Genomic DNA, 15,177 nt, shown 5'->3' on the forward strand with positions numbered 1-15,177 from the left:
ACGGGAAGGGTCCGACAAGCCTCGGCGGCCGCGCCTGCGGCGCTCTCAGCGGCGTCGCAGCGTGGACGGAAGCCCACCGACGGCAGCCACGCCGAGCGCCGAGCGCGGCTCGTACGCGACACGCCAAAGGCCCCCGTGCGCCGCGCCGTCGGCGAAGAGCTCCTCGGGGTGCTCGCGCACCGGGACGGGCCGGTTCAGGTCGCGGACGAGCAGCGCCGCCATCAGCGTGCGGGTCGTGTCCGGTGCGAAGATCTCGACGCCGAACCGGTGCGCCCCTGCGTAGGCGGCTGCGAGCAGGCGGTTCTTGGTCACCGAGCGCGTCCAGGTCGCGGGAGCGACGTTGAACGAGACGCGCTGCCCGGCGTCCTCGGCGACCACGCCACGCCAGCGCTGGATCCGCTTCGCCATCGCGTAGTTCGGGCCCTGCTGAGGGACGAGGATGTCGGCGACACCGGTGCCGTCCGGCAGCACGGTCGCATAGTTCGGGAGGAACAGCCGTCCACGGCTCGCCACGCGCAACGGTGCCTGGAGCCAGCGGACGGCGCCGCGCTCGCGGAACGCCTGCGTGCTTGCGGCCACGACGTCGGCCGGCACGACGAACGCGTCGGTGGGTGTCGCGAGGTAGGCCAGTGCGGTGCCCGGGTCCTCGTCGGTGAGTCGGGAGAGCATCGCGTCGACGGCGGCCGTGACGCGGACGTGGGCGCCGCCGTCGGCGTACGCGTGCATCCCGACGACCATGCTCCCCTCACCGCGTGCGTCATGCGCCTCCCGGAGCCAGGCGAGGACGTCGCCGGTCCGCGAGACCAGGTCTGCCCCCGCGGTGCCGTCCTCGACGGGATACGAGACAGTGCCGGCACCGCCCTCCGCGGTCTCGCGCACCCGGTCCCAGACACGCGCGGCCGGGACATCGACGGCGAGGACGTCGGCGCCCCACGTGCACAGCGGGCCGAGCGGGCTCATCTCCGCGCCCGCGCCGAGCAGGGCGACCGTACGGCCGCCGAGCGCGAGCCACTCGGGGTGGTCCACGACCTCTCCGACCGCCTCGGCGAAGGACGGCTCGACGATCCCGTCGGCCTGCCACCGGGCGAGCTGGTCGCGCAGGGCTCCGCCACTGAGGGAGCGTCCGCGGTACGGCACGCGCAGCTCCGGCACACGAGGAGCCGTGCCCCGTACGGTCTCGGTCGCGAACGGCTCGCCGTCACCACTCCAGTCCCGTAGCGGAACCTCGCTTCCCGCCCCGGAGACGACCATCCGCTCGTGGACGGACCTCAGGCCCGCCTGCGCCATCGCGAGCGCGGCCTTGGGCGTCTGCGCGGACGCCGCCGTCGCGCGTCCGACCAGGCCGACGTAGTCGGCGCGCCACGACGACGCCGCGGCGACGTCGTCCGCAAGGTCCGGGTCGACGTCGCGGGTCGCATCGGCGAGGACGCCCCGGACGGCGGGCGTCGAGGGTCGCCGTCCGTCGACGGAGGGGAAGGTGATCTCACGTGGCTGCACCCCCCCAGTATCTGAGGTTCCCCTCATGTTTTGTCCAGTACCCCCCGTACGGCCTCGGCGACGACGGCGATCCCGTCGTCGACCGCGCCCGCCCCGTTGGCCGCGTAGCCGAGCACGAGCCCAGGCCTGCCGGGCCGTTGGCGGTGCAACGACAGCGGGTGCGTCTTGACTCCCCCGGCGAGCGCCTCCTCCGCGACCGCCCGGTCGTCGATCCCCTCGGGCAAGGTCACGACGAGGTGCAGGCCCGCCGCCGCGCCCTGCACACGCGCCTCGGGGAGCCGTTCGGCCAGCGCGGCCACCATCGCGTCGCGGCGCCGGCGGTGGCGGGACCGCAAGATCCGCAGGTGCCGCTCCATCGCCCCCGACTCCATCAGCGCGGCGAGGACGAGCTGGCCGAGGACGGGGTTGCCGAGATCGACGTCGCGCTTCAGGGCGAGCACGCGCGCGTGCAGCCGCGGCGGGACGAGCAGCCATCCGGTACGGAGCGCCGGCGCGAGAAGCTTCGAGACGCTGCCAGCGTAGGCGACGGCCTCACCCAGCGTGCCGCGCAGCGCGGGCACGGGCGCTCGGTCGTAGCGGTGCTCGGCGTCGTAGTCGTCCTCCACCACGAGCCCGCCGTCGGCGACCCATCCGGCCAGGTCGCGGCGGCGCGGCCCACTCAGCACGACGCCGGTCGGGAACTGGTGCGCCGGTGTCAGCATCACGGCTCCGACCCCGCTCGACCGCAGGGCATCCACCCGTACGCCGTCGTCGTCCACCGGCACCGAGACCACGTCGGCCCCCTGGCGACGCAGCTGCTGCCGCGCGCCGAACGAGCCCGGGTCCTCGACGCCGATCCTGACGACCCCCTCGTCGCGGAGCACGTGCGCCAGGAGGAAGAACGCCTGTGCGGCGCCCGCCACCACGAGCACCTCGGCGGGGTCGACGCGGATGCCCCGGCTGCGGGCAAGCCAGCGCGCGACCGCGGTGCGCAGAGCGGCGGTCCCACGCGGGTCGCCGTACCCGAGGTCGGCGGCGCTCCGGCCGGTCAGGACCTCCCGCTCGGCGCGCAGCCAGGCGGCTCTCGGGAAGGCCGTCAGGTCGGGTACACCGGGCGAGAGGTCGATCCGGGCGGGGGCGGCACGGAGCCGGTCGACGAAGTCGGCGCCGTCGAGATCGGAGAATACCGCCGTCTCGGCGCCGGCGATCGGTGAAGCCGCCCGTCCACCGGCCGCAGGCGTTGGCCGTACGGGGCTCGAGACGACGACCGTCCCGGCCCGCCCGCGCCCCTCGACATGCCCTTCGTCGGCGAGTCGCCGATACGCCTCGGTGACCACCCCCCGAGACACGCCGAGGTCCTGACCGAGGGTCCGGGACGCCGGGAGTCGGGCGCCGATCGGCAGCGAACCATCGAGGATCGCTTCGCGGATCTGCGCCGCGAGGTACGTCGCGAGCGACCCCGACGCCACGCCCGTCAGGTCGAGCCCGAGGAAGTCCGCGCCCGGTTTGGTCTCCTCGTACGGAAAGTCTTTGGACCTGGCCACCGGTCCATTGTGGCCTCGACGCTGGAGGTATGCACCTCGCGAGCACACCCCACGCCTCCGCATACCTGCCTGGCGCCCTCGGCATGGCGCTCGTCGGCGGCAGCGTCGCCGTCTCGCACGTCCTGACCGACGCACCGCTCATGACCCCGCAAGCTCTCCGGTACGCCGCCGCGGCTGCGGTCCTCGTCGGGATCGCCCGGATCCTGGGCCGTCCCGTCCCGCTGCCGCGAGGGCGCGAGTGGGCCCTCCTCGGTCTGCTCGCGGCCACCGGGCTCGTCCTCTTCAACGTCGCGCTCGTCCGAGGCGCGGAGCACGCCGAGCCCGCGGCCATCGCCGTCGCGGTCGCCTCAGTCCCGGTCGTGCTCGGCGTCGTCGGCCCGCTCCTCGAGGGACGCTCACCGACGGCCCGGATCCTCGTCGCGGCGGTGGTCGTCACCGCGGGGAGCGTCCTCGTCCAAGGGGGAGGCCGCACCGACGGCGCAGGTGTCGCGTGGGCCGTGCTCGCGCTGGCATGCGAGGCGGCCTTCACCCTTCTCGCCGTCCCCCTGCTCCCTCGGCTCGGGCCATGGGGTGTCTCGGTGCACTCGGTGGTGATCGGGACGCTGATGTTCACCGCGCTGGCACTCGTCACGGAAGGCCCCACCGCCGCCGGACGCCTCGACGCGGTGGACTGGGCCGCAATCGCGTACCTGTCCGTCCTGGTGACCGCGGTCGCCTTCGTGCTCTGGTACGCGACCGTGGCGCGCGTCGGGAGCGCGGCCGCAGGTCTGCTCACCGGACTCGCCCCCGTCGCCGCGGCGGCCGTCGGTGTCGTCGTCACGGGAGACGTTCCGAGCGCGCTCGTATGGGTCGGCGTCGCAGTCGTCGTCGCCGGGCTCGCGATCGGCCTGCGCGCTCCGCGACGCCTGCGGCGACCGGTCGTCGTCGCGCAGTGAGGTGACCGCGCCTCTGGCAGGCTGGTCACGTGCCCGAGACACCGACCGACCGCTGGTTCGCCGACGCCTTCCGTGGAGCCTGGGAGAACGAGCAGCGCAAGCTGGGACGCTTCAACCTGGCGATCTTCGGCAAGACGGGCGTCGGCAAGAGCACGCTCGTCAACGCGATCTTCGGCGACGACATCGCCGCCACGGGCATCGGCGAGCCGGTGACCCGCGAGGAGCACCTCTATCTCCACCGCAGCGGCACCCTCGGCGTGCTCGACACCCGTGGGCTCGAGGTCGGCGTGGACAACGACGCCATCCTCGCCGAGGTCGCCGACCACGTCTCGCGGATGCGACGACGTCCGCTCGAGGAGCAGCTCCACGTCGCGTGGTTCTGCGTACGGGCAGGCGACCGGCGTTTCGAGGACACCGAGGCCGAGTTCGTCCGCGCGCTCGCGCGGCTCGGGGTTCCAGTCATGCTCGTGATGACCCAGGTCCCACAGGTCGGCGGCCGCATCCACCCGGACGCACTGGCGCTCGCCGCGGAGATCGAGGCGCGCGAGCTTCCGGTCCACCGCAGCAAGGTCTTCCTCACGATGGCCGTCGGTGACCCGTTCTCCGGGCACGACGCGCACGGGCTCCTGGAGCTGCTCGATGCCACCTTTCGCTGTGCGCCAGAAGGAGTAGCCGAGGCGATCACCGCGGCACAGCGCATCGACCTCGCCCGCAAGCGCAAGCGGGCTGGTGACGCGATCAAGGTCGCGACGAGCGCAGCCGGGACCGCCGGAGCCAGCCCGATCCCGTTCTCCGACGCGGCTGTCCTCGTCCCGATCCAGATCACGATGATGGCCTCGATCGCGAACACGTACGGGCTGAGCCTGGAGCGCTCGACGGCGGCGTCGTTGGCCGCCACCGCGGCGGCGACGGTCGCTGGGCGTACGGCCGTCACGAGCCTGGTGAAGCTGATCCCAGGCGCCGGGACGATCGTGGGTAGCACGATCAGCGCGGCCGTCGCCGGCACGCTCACCTACGCGGTCGGTCACGCGTGGACACGCGTGTGCGAGCGCCTCACGCAGGGCGAGCTTCAGGGCGTCGGCGGCGTCCTCGACAGCGCGATGATCCGCAAGGTCTTCATGGAGGAGTTCCGCAAGCAGGCCAAACGGCGTGGCTCGGCCGTCGAGCGCTGACAAGACGCGTCAACGGCCGGGTGAGCGACGGCGCCGCCCCGGTGGCCAGGCGGGTGCCGACAGCGGCCTGATGCCGGGCGGCGGCTCGGCGCCCTCGGTGACCGGCAGCGCACCGAGGATCCGGCGGAGCGAGACGACCACGGCCGCACCAGGGAAGGCCTCTTCGCCGCGGTCGAGGGACTGTGCCACGAGAGCCGAGACACGCTCGACCGAGCGCGTCACGGTCGCGGCGTCGGCTGCGGCCACCTGCTGGTCGCGCGCGAGCGTACGAACGACCGCCGCGAGGTCGTGGAGGGTGTCGGCGACGGTCCGCGCGGCATCCCCGCCCGGGCGCAGCCACGGACCGTCCGACTGCTGCACCTCGCTGATCATGAAGGTGAGGTTCTCGGCCAGGTCGGCGACCCGCTCGATGACGTCCGCGGTCCTGCGCTGCTGGGCGACGACCGCGCGCCACCTGCCCGCACGCAGGTTGCCGCGCAGCGCGTCGTCGAGCGCGGCGTAGCTCTCCCGCAGGCGCAGCGCCTCGGGCTGGACCTCGTGCGGGAGGTCGTGCCACGGCGCTCCCTCATCGTCCCGCGTGGTCACGAGCGCGTCTGCGAGCGCGTCGAGCTGGTCGGCGACCAGGTCCGCGACGTTCTCGAGCCGCTTCACGGACACCCGTACAGGCACCGGCGGAAGGAGGAGCATGAGGGTGAAGCCGATGGCGGCGCCGATCGCTACCTGCCCGACGAGCCCCGACACGAAGTCAGAGGTGTCGATGTTGCCCAGGATGTAGGTGAACAGCGCCGCCGTGATCACCCAGCTGCGCTGGTCTCCCAGGCGGTCCCAGCCGCCGAGCAGCACGGCGACCAGCACCAGGAGCCCGATCGCCGCCCAGCCAGGGACCGGGAGGAGATGGAACCCGGCACCCACGCTCGCTCCCATGACGAGGGCAGTGAACAGGTGAGCCGAGTCACGCAGCGAGGCTGCGACGCTCGGGTGCACGGCGAGGACGGCGCCGAGCGGCGCGTAGTAGGCGTAGTCGCCGACCGGTGGCGGCACCAAGTTGCCGACCTGCCACGCCACGGCGGCCGCGACGGCGGCCTTCACGGCGATGTGCACGCGAGACCCGAGCAACGGGTCGGTGCTGCCGGTCGTCTTCATCCGGCCACACTAACCACGGCGGTCGGTCGACCGAGCAGGCGGCGTCAGCGCGCGCGGTGCTCCGCAGCCCCGGCGAAGGTCGCGGCCTCACGGTCGACGAGCGCGCGATAGTGCGCACCGCCCATCGCCGAGATCGCCCGCGACAGCAAGCCTGTCTGCTCGAGGACCAGCTCGAGCCGCGAGCCCCCCGGCTGCGCGACGACCCGGTGCGCGCCGGTGCTCGTCACTCCCGGCACCGACATCCGCCAGGTGAACGCCGTGCCGGGCTCGAGCTCGGTCACCGTCCACTTCATAGGCCGGATGCTCGGCTGCCGGACGAGATAGACCGCACCCAGCTCCAGACCACCCGCGCCCTGCGGCTCGACCTTGATGAAGCTGTCGCTGATCAGCGGCCAGTGGCTCGGGTCGGCAAGGACCGACCACAGCACCTCGGGTGGCGCCTTGACGTCGACCTTGACCTCGTACTTCACAGGAACGACCACCAGAGCGTGCCGACGCACAGGACGAGCATGCCTGTGGCGTTGACGAACAGGTTGCGGCCGAGGTCACGTGCGCGCACGTGCATCGAGATCGCGACGAGGAAGTAGGCGATCAAGGCGGCGACCGTCACGATGCCGACGTACGGGATCCAGATGCCGGCGACGAGGCCGGCGGCCGCGGCGGCCTTGACCGGCGCGAGAAGCCTCCAGAACCGCTGAGGGAACCGGACGTCGGCGAGGCACTCGCGGACGAAGGCCGCCGGCTTGATGCACATCACGGCGTCGGCGGCGCTGATCAGCGCCAGCACGACCACCGGCCACACGGGCTCCGGGAGCGCGCTCATCGTGCGTCCTCTCGCGATCGACGGCGGTGGGCAGCAACGCGAGCCCTCCCCGCGCACTGCGTCGAACAATAGCGTCGCGGTCGACCACGAGGACTGTCGATCCAGGCGTCGACGCACTCCTGACCGCCGCACACCCCTATCGTCTGCGCCCCGCGGAGCACCACCACGTCGGCGAGCGTGCGCAGGGCGGCGACCAGCAACGCGTCGGCCGATCGCGCGGGCACCCACTCCTCGTGGGCATGCCCGGCGTCGTCGCTTCGTAGGTGGACGGTCACGCCGGTCTCGGCGATGAGCCGGTCGAGCTGCCGGACGCGATCGCGCGGTGTCGGCGCGGCGAAGACGGGGTGGAGGCGGTCGGCGGTGCGGACGAGGACGTCGGTGTCCTCGCTGGCGGCGAGGCCGGCCGTACGAGGGTCCGGAAACGCCTCATCGCCCTCGCCCGCCTCCTCGCGGGGTCGGGTGCCCCACTCGTTCACCAGGGTGACGAGGTCGTCCGACTCGAGAGCGTGCATACGGAGAGTGTAACGCTCATCATGCTGAAAAGCGTTACAATAGAACGATGGTCGATCCGTCCGTCCTCCCCGCCTTCGTCCTGGCCGTCGTCGCCGTGACGATCGCGCCGGGGCCGGACAACACCTACATCGCGGCCGTCGCACTGCGGCACGGGCCGCGGGCCGGCGTCGTCTCGGCGCTCGGCATGGCGTGCGGGATGGTCGTCCACGTGACGGCGGCGGCGCTCGGCCTGGCCGCGCTGCTGCGCCTCAACCCCGAGATCATCGTCGTGATCCAGCTCGTCGGCGCGGCCTACCTCGGCTGGCTCGCCGTCGACACCCTCCGAGGCCTCTCCCACACCTCGGAAGCAGGCGAGGTCCCCGCGACCCGCGACGTGCTCGTCCGGGCGACGCTCACGAACCTGACGAACCCGAAGGTCATCGTGTTCTTCGCCGCGTTCCTCCCGGGATTCGTCGTCGCAGGCCACGGCAGCACCGTCGTCCAGATGCTCACCCTCGGCACGCTCTTCCTCGTGGTCGGCCTGGTCTGCGACGTGACGATCGGCATCGTCGCCGGGCGCCTCGGACGGGCCCTCGACTCGCGCGGCCGCGCCGGGACCGGTCTGACGGTGGTCGCCGCATGCGTGTACGCGACGCTTGCGCTGATCCTCCTCGTCGAAGCCGTCCGTACGATCGGCTCGTGAGCACCCACCCCCTCTGGCGCCCGTACGAGGTCCCCGACCAGGAGACGACCGACGAGGCGTTCGTCGCCGGAGCAGAGCCGAAGGTCGAGGGAGGCGTCACTGTCGTCCCGTACGACCCTGCGTGGCCGCTCACGTACGTGCAGGTCGCGCAGGCGGTCCGCGACACCGTCGGCGACGGGGTGGTCGCGCTCGCGCACGTCGGGTCGACCGCGGTCCCCGGACTCGCCGCCAAACCGGTCATCGACATCGATCTGGTCGTCGCCGATCCGGCGGACGAGACGTCGTACGTACCGGCGCTCGAGCGGGCGGGCTTCGTGCTGCGGATTCGCGAGCCGGAGTGGGAACAGCACCGGATGCTGCGCCTCGACGTGCCCATGGTCAACCTCCACGTGTTCGGGCCCGACTCGCGTGAGACACACAGGCACCTGCTCTTCCGTGACCGGCTGCGCGGCGACGTGGCCGACCGCGAGGCGTACGGGGCTCTCAAGTCGGCGCTCGCACACCAGGACTTCGCGACGGTGACGGCGTACAACGCGGCGAAGGCGGCGCTGATCTACGCGATCTATGAGCGGGCGTTCGCGGCGGACTCGGAGCACCCGCACGACCCGCGGCCGATCGACGCCTGACTCAGACCGGCAGCAGCCGCGAGACCACGCCCGAGAGCTGGTCGACCGTGCGGCACTCGTGCATGTCGACGATCTGCGCGTACGCCGGCGCCACCGAGTCGCCGAGCCCCCAGCGGCTCTCGTGCTCGGGGTTGAGCCAGAAGGTCCGCCGCGCGCGGGCGGTGATCTCGCGCAGCGCGTCGAGGTCGGGGTCGAGGTGGTTGCTGCGCCCGTCGCCGAGGATCAGCACGCTCGTACGGGGTCCGAGCGCGGCGCCGTACCGGCTGACGAACGAGCGCAGCGACCGGCCGTAGTCGCTCGACGGGTGCCACGGTGCGACGTTGGCGTTCGCCATCACGCGCTCGGCGAGCGCGGCCGGGTCTGCCTCGCCGGAGGTGACCAGCTCGGTGACCTCGTCGGTGTGGTTGACGAACGCGAAGACGCGCACCTTGCTGAACTGGTCGCGCAACGCCTGCACCAGCAGCATGGTGAACCCGGCGAACCCGGCGACCGATCCCGACACGTCACAGAGCAGGACGAGCTCGGGGCGCGCCTTGCGCCGGTGCTCGTACGCCGGCTTGAGCGGCACTCCCCCGTACGACATCGAGCGGCGCAGCGTCCGTCGGATGTCGACCTGGCCACGGTTGCGGCGACGGCGGCGCGCCGACAGGCGGGTGGCGAGGCGCCGGGCGAGCGGCTGGACCGTACGACGCAGCTCGAGGACCTGCTGGCGGTTGGCGGAGAGGAACTCGACCTGCTCCGCGTCCGGCCGTACGGCGTACTTCGCGACGCGCTCGCGGCCGCGGACCTCCGCCGTGCGTCGGGTCGCCTCGGTCTGGACGAGCGTGCGGAACCGGTCGACGTCGCGGCGGATCTCGTCCCGGTCGAGGCGCTCGACGAACCCTTCGCTGCTGCCACGGGCGGCCAGGGCGCGGACGATCGTGGTCTGCGGTCGGAGCTGCTCGAGGGTCTGGCGCGCGGACCAGCCGGACCCGGCCATCCCCGGGCCGTCGCCGCCCTGGACCTGCGCGAGCGCCTCGACTGCCGAGGCGGCGACCTGATCGAGGGCGTCGCTGCTGCCCCTCGCCAAGGCGTCGACGAGGGCGTCTCGCAAGGTCTCGACCGTGTCGGGCCGCGCGCGCTCGCCCTCGCTCTCGCGCGCACCGACGCCCACGGGGAAGTAGACGTCGAAGACCGCGTCGAACACCCGACGCTGCCCCGTACGACGGATCAGCGAGGCCGCCAGGCCTTCGCGCAGCAGGTCGCGGTCGGCGAGCGAGAGGACCTGCATCGCGCGGGCGGCGTCGACGGTCTCGCTGGTGCCGACCACGAGGCCGTGGCCGCGCAGCGACTCGACCATCGCGACCAGCCGCGCGGGAAGGCTGTCACCCGCCGCCGGTCGAGCCTCCCCCGCCGGTCGAGCCTGTCGAGACCCCCCGCTCATCGTCGCGCGTCCGCCTCGTCGAGCTGCAGGTGCTTGCGGGCGCGGGCGATGTCGTCGGTGTGCTTGAGCAGGACGCCGAGGGTATCGCCCACGATCGCCTCGTCGAGGGTGTCGGCGCCGAGCGCGAGGAGCGTACGGGCCCAGTCGATGCTCTCCGAGACCGACGGCGCCTTGCGCAGGTCGATGCGGCGCAGGGCGTTGACGACGCGGACGAGCGAGGCCGACAAGACGTCATCGACCCCGGGCACGCGGCTGCGGACGATGCGCTCCTCGAGCTCGGGCTCCGGGAAGTCGATGTGCAGGAACAGGCAGCGTCGCCGCAGCGCCTCGCTGAGCTCGCGGGTCGCGTTGGAGGTCAGCACCGTGAACGGCGCATGGTGCGCGGTGAGCGTCCCGAGCTCGGGGACGGTGATCGCGTAATCGCTCAGAACCTCCAGCAGGAGGCCCTCGATCTCGAGGTCGGCCTTGTCGACCTCGTCGATGAGCAGCGTGCTCGGGAGCGCGGAGCGGATCGCCTGGAGCAGCGGCCGCGCGAGCAGGAACTCGTCCGTGAAGATGTCGTCGCGCGTCTCGTCCCACGTCTCGCCGCGGCCGGCGGTGATCCGCAGGAGCTGCTTGGCGTGGTTCCACTCGTACAGGGCCCGCGCCTCGTCCACGCCCTCGTAGCACTGCAGGCGTACGAGGTCGGCTCCGGTGGCTTGCGCGACGGCACGTGCGAGCTCGGTCTTGCCGACTCCCGCTGGCCCTTCGACGAGCAGTGGCTTGTCGAGCCGGTCGGCCAGGAACACGGTGGTCGCGACGGACGGCGACGCGAGGTAGCCCGACTCTGCCAAGCGCTCGGTCACGTCCTCGACGGAGGCGAATCTCTCACTCACGCGCCCAGCCTACGGGGCCTCTCGTCCGCGATTCGGGCAGTTCACCACCGAGAGGGCCTTCGATCGCGTGCGGAAGTGCCCGAATCGGAGACGGGACGGTCAGAGGAGGTGCGAGAGGGCGTGGATGGCGACGCCGGCCAGTGCGCCGACGACGGTGCCGTTGATCCGGATGAACTGCAGGTCGCGACCGACGTGCAGCTCGATCTTGCGCGACGCCTCGCGCCCGTCCCACCGGTTGACGGTCTCGGAGATCACCGTGGCGATCTCGTCGCCGTAGTTCGTGACGACGAACGCCGCCGTGTCGCTGAGCATCCGGTCGAGGCGCGTCTGGAGCTCGGTGTCGGTGGCGATCCGCTCCCCCGCCTCGCGCAGGATCGTCTCCATCCGGCTGCGCAGCATGCCTGCGGAGTCGTCGAGCGAGTCGAGCAGCGCGTGGCGCAGGCCGCTCCACAGGGCAACCGCGACGTCGACGACGCGAGGCTGCGAGAGCACACGCTCCTTCAGGGCCTCGGCACGCGCGATCGTTGCCGGGTCGTGCTGCAGGTCCTCGGAGAGCGTCACGAGGAACGCGTCGAGGGACTGGCGTACGCGGTGCTCGGGATCGGAGCGGACGTCGTCGACCCACGACAGCGCCTCGCGATAGAGACGCGTCGAGATCTTGTCGTCGACCCACTGGGGCGTCCACCACGGAGCACGGTCGGCGACCATCCCCTCGACGGTCTCCTGGTTCTCGAGGAGCCAGCGGTGCATCTCCTCGACGCCGATGTCGACCAGCCCATGGTGAGCACCATCGCGGACGATCTCGCCGAGCGCCTGGCCCGCGGCGGGGCTGAGCTCCTCGGCCTTGAGGCGCGGGACGACGACCTCGCGGACGATCGCTGCCACGTCGTCGTCGCTGATGCGCGCGAGCCCGTCCCGAAGCACCCGCGAACCGATGTCGACGAGGCGGCGGGCGTGCTCGGGGCGCGAGACCCACTGCCCGATCCGCAAGCTGATCCGCGCGGCCTCGACCCGCTCGCGTACGACGGACTCGTTGAGGAAGTTGTCCGACACGAACTCCTGCAGGCTCGCACCAAGGGCGTCCTTGCGCTTCGGGATCAGCGCCGTGTGCGGGATCGGGAGGCCGAGCGGGTGCTTGAAGATCGCGGTCACGGCGAACCAGTCCGCGAGCGCACCGACCATCGCGGCCTCGGCGCCCGCGTTGACGTAGCCGAGCGCACCCTCCTCCCCGTACGTCAGGGCATAGACGATCGCGGCAAGCACCAGGAGGCTCGTCGCCAGCGTGCGCATGCGACGCAGCCCGCGGCGGCGTAGCTCGTCCGAACCTCCGAGAGATGCCGGCACGGTGAAGCCGAGAGCGCGCGTGTCAGTCACGGGTGCAGGCTATCGGGGATGCCCTCGCGTCAGCGCTGCTCCGAGAGCACGACGGCTGTGGTGCCCACCTCGAGCGCCTCGAAGACGTGCGGCGCGTCACCGGGGTACATCACGTAGTCGCCTGGTCCGAGCTCGACCGGCTCCGTCGACGGGCCGACGAGCGCGCGCCCACTGCTGAGGACGACGTGCTCGACGGTTCCTCGCGGGTGCGGGTCCGAGCGGCGGGGCGCACCAGGCTCTGCGGTGACGAGGTAGAGGTCCCGCCGGGCGTGAGGCGGGGACGCCGACAGCAAGGTCGCCGCGTACGCTGCCTCTCCCGCTGCGACGCGGGGCCCGTCGCCCGCCCGGACGACCTCGACGTGGGCCGCCTCCGTGTCGACCAGGCGGGAGAACGGGATGCCGAGCGCCGTGCTCAGGGCCCAGATCGTCTCCACGCTCGGGATGGTGCTTCCCGACTCGAGCTGCGAGAGGGTCGACTTCGCCACGCCCGCCTGCTGGGCCAGCTTCGACAGACTGACACCGGCGGCGGCCCGCTCACGGCGGAGCGCCTGCGCCACGACCGCACGGAGATCCTGTTGCCGTTCGTTCGACGAGATTGCCTGTTCGCCTTGACGATCGATCCTCATGGAGTCAAGACTAGCGGCATGCGTTCGTTCTGGCGAACACTCGATCGCTCAACCATGCAAGCCGTCCTCCCGATCTGCGTGACGGTCATGCTCGTCGGCGTCTCGTACGGGGTCACCGCAGCGGCCGCGGGCTTTCCGCTCTGGCAGGTGATCGCCCTCGCGGTCCTCGTGCTCGGCGCGTCTTCGGAGCTGCTGTTCGTCGCGCTCGTCGCGCTCGGCGCCGCCCCGGCGATCGCCGCGGGGGCTGCACTCCTCGTCAACCTCCGCACCGCCGCGTACGGCATGGCGGCGGGCCCGCTCCTTCGACCGGGAAGGGGACGACTCCTCGGCGCGCACCTCGTCAACGACGAGACAGTGGCTCTCGCCACCGCTCAGGACACGCCACGCGAGGGGCGCCGGGCGTTCTGGGCCTGCGGGATCGGCATCGCCCTCGCGTGGCCGCTCGGTGCCGGGATCGGCGTCGGTGTCGGGCAGGTGGTCCCCGACCCGAGCGACTGGGGGCTCGACGCTGTCTTCCCTGCGGTGATCGCGGCGCTGGTGCTGCCCGCGCTGCGCGAGCGTGCCACCCTCGCAGCGACCGCGGTCGGAGGGACCCTCGCTCTCGTCGGGCTCCCCCACCTCCCTCCCGGGCTCGCCCCCGTGCTGGCGCTGCTGGGTCTTGCGGTGGTTCCCCTGGCGAGGATGCGATGAGCGCCGGCTCGTTCGCGCTCGCGGTCGCGGTCCTCGGTCTCGGGACGTACGCGCTGCGGTTCGGTGGCATGGCAGCCGGGACGCGCGCGCCGATGACCGACGAGATGGAGCAGGTCGTCGACCGCGCGGTGGCGGTGCTGCTCGTGGCGGTGGCGGTGACGTCCACGTTCTACGACGGCGCGGCACCCGCAGACCTCGCGCGACCGGTCGGCGTGGCGGCCGGCGTGGTCGCCGCCGTCGCCCGCGCGTCGCTCGTGGTGGTCGTCCTCGTCGCGGCGCTGACGACGGCGCTCGTGCGTGCATGGTGACGCGGAGCCGATGCCGGGCGGCTCGACGGCGACGGGACGCGATCGCCCTAGAATCCGACCATGACGTTCAACGAAGGCGCCAACCTCGACACCAGCCAGGTCCGCAGCGGCGGCTCCAGCCGGGGCGGCGTGCTCCTCGGCGGCGGTGCCGGGTCGATCATCCTCGTCATCATCGGCCTCCTGCTCGGCGTCAACCCGTTCGAGCAGGGCGGCGGCGGCACGAGCGCCTTCGACACCTCGCAGGTCCAGCAGGCGGGTGCGAGCGACGTCGACTTCTCGCAGTGCCAGACCGGCGCCGACGCGAACCGCGACGTCACCTGCCGCGTGATCGGCACGGTCAACAGTGTCCAGGACTACTGGCGCGACGCGCTCCCCGCCGATGCCAACCGTCAGTACCGCGACTCCTACACCGTCCTCTACTCCGGCCAGACCCAGTCACCGTGCGGGACGGCCAGCAATGCGGTCGGCCCGTTCTACTGCCCGACGGACGAGCAGATCTACATCGACGCCGCGTTCTTCGACGACCTGACGACCCGGTTCGGCGCCGACGGCGGAGCCCTCGCGCAGATGTACGTGGTCGCGCACGAGTACGGCCACCACGTCCAGAACATTCTGGGCGTCCTCCAACACGCCCAGCAGGACCGTCAGGGTCCGACCTCGGGCGCCGTACGGGTCGAGCTGATGGCCGACTGCCTCGCCGGCGTCTGGGCGCACCACGCCGCGAACACCCAGGACGAGGACGGCACCACGCTGATCCAGCCGCTCACCGAGGCCGACATCGCATCCGCGCTCTCGGCCGCGGCCGCGGTCGGCGACGACCGTATCCAGGAGTCGGCGACCGGCCAGGTCAACCCCGAGAGCTGGACGCACGGCTCCGCCGAGCAGCGGCAGCGCTGGTTCACGACCGGTTACGAGGCGGGCAACCTCAACGCCTGCGACACCCTCTCCGCCCGTACGCTCTGAGCGC

General features: G+C 72.3%; 17 protein-coding genes. 7 read left to right on the forward strand and 10 right to left on the reverse strand.

The window, feature by feature from the left end; translation table 11 throughout:
• Positions 1 to 45: 45 nt before the first annotated feature.
• Both HCT63_RS07530 and HCT63_RS07535 read right to left on the reverse strand, forming a co-directional pair.
• Positions 46 to 1,497 (reverse strand): hypothetical protein, encoded by a 1,452-nt coding sequence (locus HCT63_RS07530; RefSeq protein WP_208322331.1) that lies wholly within the window; start codon positions 1,495 to 1,497, stop codon positions 46 to 48.
• Between the two features lie 23 nt (positions 1,498 to 1,520).
• Positions 1,521 to 3,020, reverse strand: a complete 1,500-nt coding sequence (locus HCT63_RS07535; RefSeq protein WP_243842938.1) for a PLP-dependent aminotransferase family protein — start codon at positions 3,018 to 3,020, stop codon at positions 1,521 to 1,523.
• 29 nt (positions 3,021 to 3,049) lie between these two features.
• Between HCT63_RS07535 and HCT63_RS07540 the strand changes: the two genes are divergently transcribed.
• Together HCT63_RS07540 and HCT63_RS07545 are read left to right on the forward strand one after the other, a co-directional pair.
• The gene (locus tag HCT63_RS07540) at positions 3,050 to 3,955 is read left to right on the forward strand and encodes a DMT family transporter (RefSeq protein ID WP_167002845.1); all 906 of its coding nucleotides are present in this window, start codon (positions 3,050 to 3,052) and stop codon (positions 3,953 to 3,955) included.
• Between the two features lie 29 nt (positions 3,956 to 3,984).
• On the forward strand, positions 3,985 to 5,127 hold the full coding sequence (locus HCT63_RS07545; protein ID WP_167002847.1) for a DUF697 domain-containing protein: 1,143 nt from the start codon (positions 3,985 to 3,987) through the stop codon (positions 5,125 to 5,127).
• Between the two features lie 9 nt (positions 5,128 to 5,136).
• On the opposite strand, the gene HCT63_RS07550 is transcribed toward HCT63_RS07545, so the two are convergent.
• From HCT63_RS07550 to HCT63_RS07565, 4 genes are read right to left on the reverse strand one after another with little or no spacing between them, the layout of a single operon-like run.
• Positions 5,137 to 6,270: a hypothetical protein gene (locus HCT63_RS07550; protein ID WP_167002849.1), complete on the reverse strand. Its 1,134-nt coding sequence runs from the start codon at positions 6,268 to 6,270 to the stop codon at positions 5,137 to 5,139.
• Between the two features lie 44 nt (positions 6,271 to 6,314).
• Entirely contained in the window at positions 6,315 to 6,770 is a 456-nt protein-coding gene (locus HCT63_RS07555) for an SRPBCC family protein (protein ID WP_167002851.1), read from the reverse strand.
• Positions 6,737 to 7,093, reverse strand: a complete 357-nt coding sequence (locus tag HCT63_RS07560) for a DoxX family protein (protein WP_167002853.1) — start codon at positions 7,091 to 7,093, stop codon at positions 6,737 to 6,739. Before HCT63_RS07560 ends, HCT63_RS07555 begins: the two co-directional genes overlap by 34 nt.
• Positions 7,090 to 7,605: a CGNR zinc finger domain-containing protein gene (locus tag HCT63_RS07565; RefSeq protein ID WP_167002855.1), complete on the reverse strand. Its 516-nt coding sequence runs from the start codon at positions 7,603 to 7,605 to the stop codon at positions 7,090 to 7,092. Before HCT63_RS07565 ends, HCT63_RS07560 begins: the two co-directional genes overlap by 4 nt.
• Before the next feature lie 47 nt (positions 7,606 to 7,652).
• Here HCT63_RS07565 and HCT63_RS07570 point away from each other — a divergent pair, with 47 nt between their 5' ends.
• On the forward strand, positions 7,653 to 8,288 hold the full coding sequence (locus HCT63_RS07570) for a LysE family translocator (RefSeq protein ID WP_167002857.1): 636 nt from the start codon (positions 7,653 to 7,655) through the stop codon (positions 8,286 to 8,288).
• Entirely contained in the window at positions 8,285 to 8,914 is a 630-nt protein-coding gene (locus HCT63_RS07575) for a GrpB family protein (protein ID WP_208322332.1), read from the forward strand. Before HCT63_RS07570 ends, HCT63_RS07575 begins: the two co-directional genes overlap by 4 nt.
• A gap of 1 nt (position 8,915) precedes the next feature.
• Here HCT63_RS07575 and HCT63_RS07580 read toward each other — a convergent pair whose 3' ends face one another.
• From HCT63_RS07580 to HCT63_RS07595, 4 genes are all read right to left on the reverse strand, one after another.
• Positions 8,916 to 10,337, reverse strand: coding sequence for a VWA domain-containing protein (locus HCT63_RS07580; RefSeq protein WP_167002861.1), 1,422 nt, complete (start codon positions 10,335 to 10,337; stop codon positions 8,916 to 8,918).
• Complete coding sequence (locus tag HCT63_RS07585; protein WP_167002863.1) at positions 10,334 to 11,212, reverse strand: MoxR family ATPase; 879 nt, start codon at positions 11,210 to 11,212, stop codon at positions 10,334 to 10,336. Before HCT63_RS07585 ends, HCT63_RS07580 begins: the two co-directional genes overlap by 4 nt.
• A 99-nt stretch (positions 11,213 to 11,311) precedes the next feature.
• Complete coding sequence (locus HCT63_RS07590; protein WP_243842939.1) at positions 11,312 to 12,586, reverse strand: DUF445 domain-containing protein; 1,275 nt, start codon at positions 12,584 to 12,586, stop codon at positions 11,312 to 11,314.
• Between the two features lie 29 nt (positions 12,587 to 12,615).
• Positions 12,616 to 13,212 carry an XRE family transcriptional regulator gene (locus HCT63_RS07595; protein ID WP_167002865.1) on the reverse strand — a complete coding sequence of 199 codons (597 nt, stop codon included), beginning with the start codon at positions 13,210 to 13,212 and terminating at the stop codon, positions 12,616 to 12,618.
• Positions 13,213 to 13,266: 54 nt separating this feature from the next.
• Between HCT63_RS07595 and HCT63_RS07600 the strand changes: the two genes are divergently transcribed.
• Genes HCT63_RS07600 through HCT63_RS07610 form a run of 3 tightly spaced genes read left to right on the forward strand, consistent with a single transcriptional unit; the run spans position 13,267 to position 15,173 of the window.
• Positions 13,267 to 13,902 carry an AzlC family ABC transporter permease gene (locus HCT63_RS07600; protein ID WP_208322333.1) on the forward strand — a complete coding sequence of 212 codons (636 nt, stop codon included), beginning with the start codon at positions 13,267 to 13,269 and terminating at the stop codon, positions 13,900 to 13,902.
• The gene (locus HCT63_RS07605; protein WP_167002869.1) at positions 13,899 to 14,210 is read left to right on the forward strand and encodes an AzlD domain-containing protein; all 312 of its coding nucleotides are present in this window, start codon (positions 13,899 to 13,901) and stop codon (positions 14,208 to 14,210) included. Before HCT63_RS07600 ends, HCT63_RS07605 begins: the two co-directional genes overlap by 4 nt.
• Before the next feature lie 60 nt (positions 14,211 to 14,270).
• A complete protein-coding gene (locus HCT63_RS07610) occupies positions 14,271 to 15,173 on the forward strand; it encodes a neutral zinc metallopeptidase (protein WP_167002871.1) in 903 nt (300 codons plus the stop codon).
• Positions 15,174 to 15,177 lie beyond the last annotated feature (4 nt).

The sequence above is a fragment of the Mumia sp. ZJ430 genome (genome assembly GCF_011751845.1).
Taxonomy (GTDB): Bacteria; Actinomycetota; Actinomycetes; order Propionibacteriales; family Nocardioidaceae; genus Mumia.

What these genes read in the sequence shown, in the direction of transcription:
- HCT63_RS07570 (WP_167002857.1), top strand. Translation starts at nt 7,653, where the DNA reads ATGGTCGATCCGTCCGTCCTCCCCGCCTTCGTCCTGGCCGTCGTCGCC.
- HCT63_RS07595 (WP_167002865.1), bottom strand. Translation starts at nt 13,212, where the DNA reads ATGAGGATCGATCGTCAAGGCGAACAGGCAATCTCGTCGAACGAACGG.
- HCT63_RS07600 (WP_208322333.1), top strand. Translation starts at nt 13,267, where the DNA reads ATGCAAGCCGTCCTCCCGATCTGCGTGACGGTCATGCTCGTCGGCGTC.
- HCT63_RS07580 (WP_167002861.1), bottom strand. Translation starts at nt 10,337, where the DNA reads ATGAGCGGGGGGTCTCGACAGGCTCGACCGGCGGGGGAGGCTCGACCG.
- HCT63_RS07610 (WP_167002871.1), top strand. Translation starts at nt 14,271, where the DNA reads ATGACGTTCAACGAAGGCGCCAACCTCGACACCAGCCAGGTCCGCAGC.
- HCT63_RS07540 (WP_167002845.1), top strand. Translation starts at nt 3,050, where the DNA reads ATGCACCTCGCGAGCACACCCCACGCCTCCGCATACCTGCCTGGCGCC.
- HCT63_RS07605 (WP_167002869.1), top strand. Translation starts at nt 13,899, where the DNA reads ATGAGCGCCGGCTCGTTCGCGCTCGCGGTCGCGGTCCTCGGTCTCGGG.
- HCT63_RS07560 (WP_167002853.1), bottom strand. Translation starts at nt 7,093, where the DNA reads ATGAGCGCGCTCCCGGAGCCCGTGTGGCCGGTGGTCGTGCTGGCGCTG.
- HCT63_RS07565 (WP_167002855.1), bottom strand. Translation starts at nt 7,605, where the DNA reads ATGCACGCTCTCGAGTCGGACGACCTCGTCACCCTGGTGAACGAGTGG.
- HCT63_RS07550 (WP_167002849.1), bottom strand. Translation starts at nt 6,270, where the DNA reads ATGAAGACGACCGGCAGCACCGACCCGTTGCTCGGGTCTCGCGTGCAC.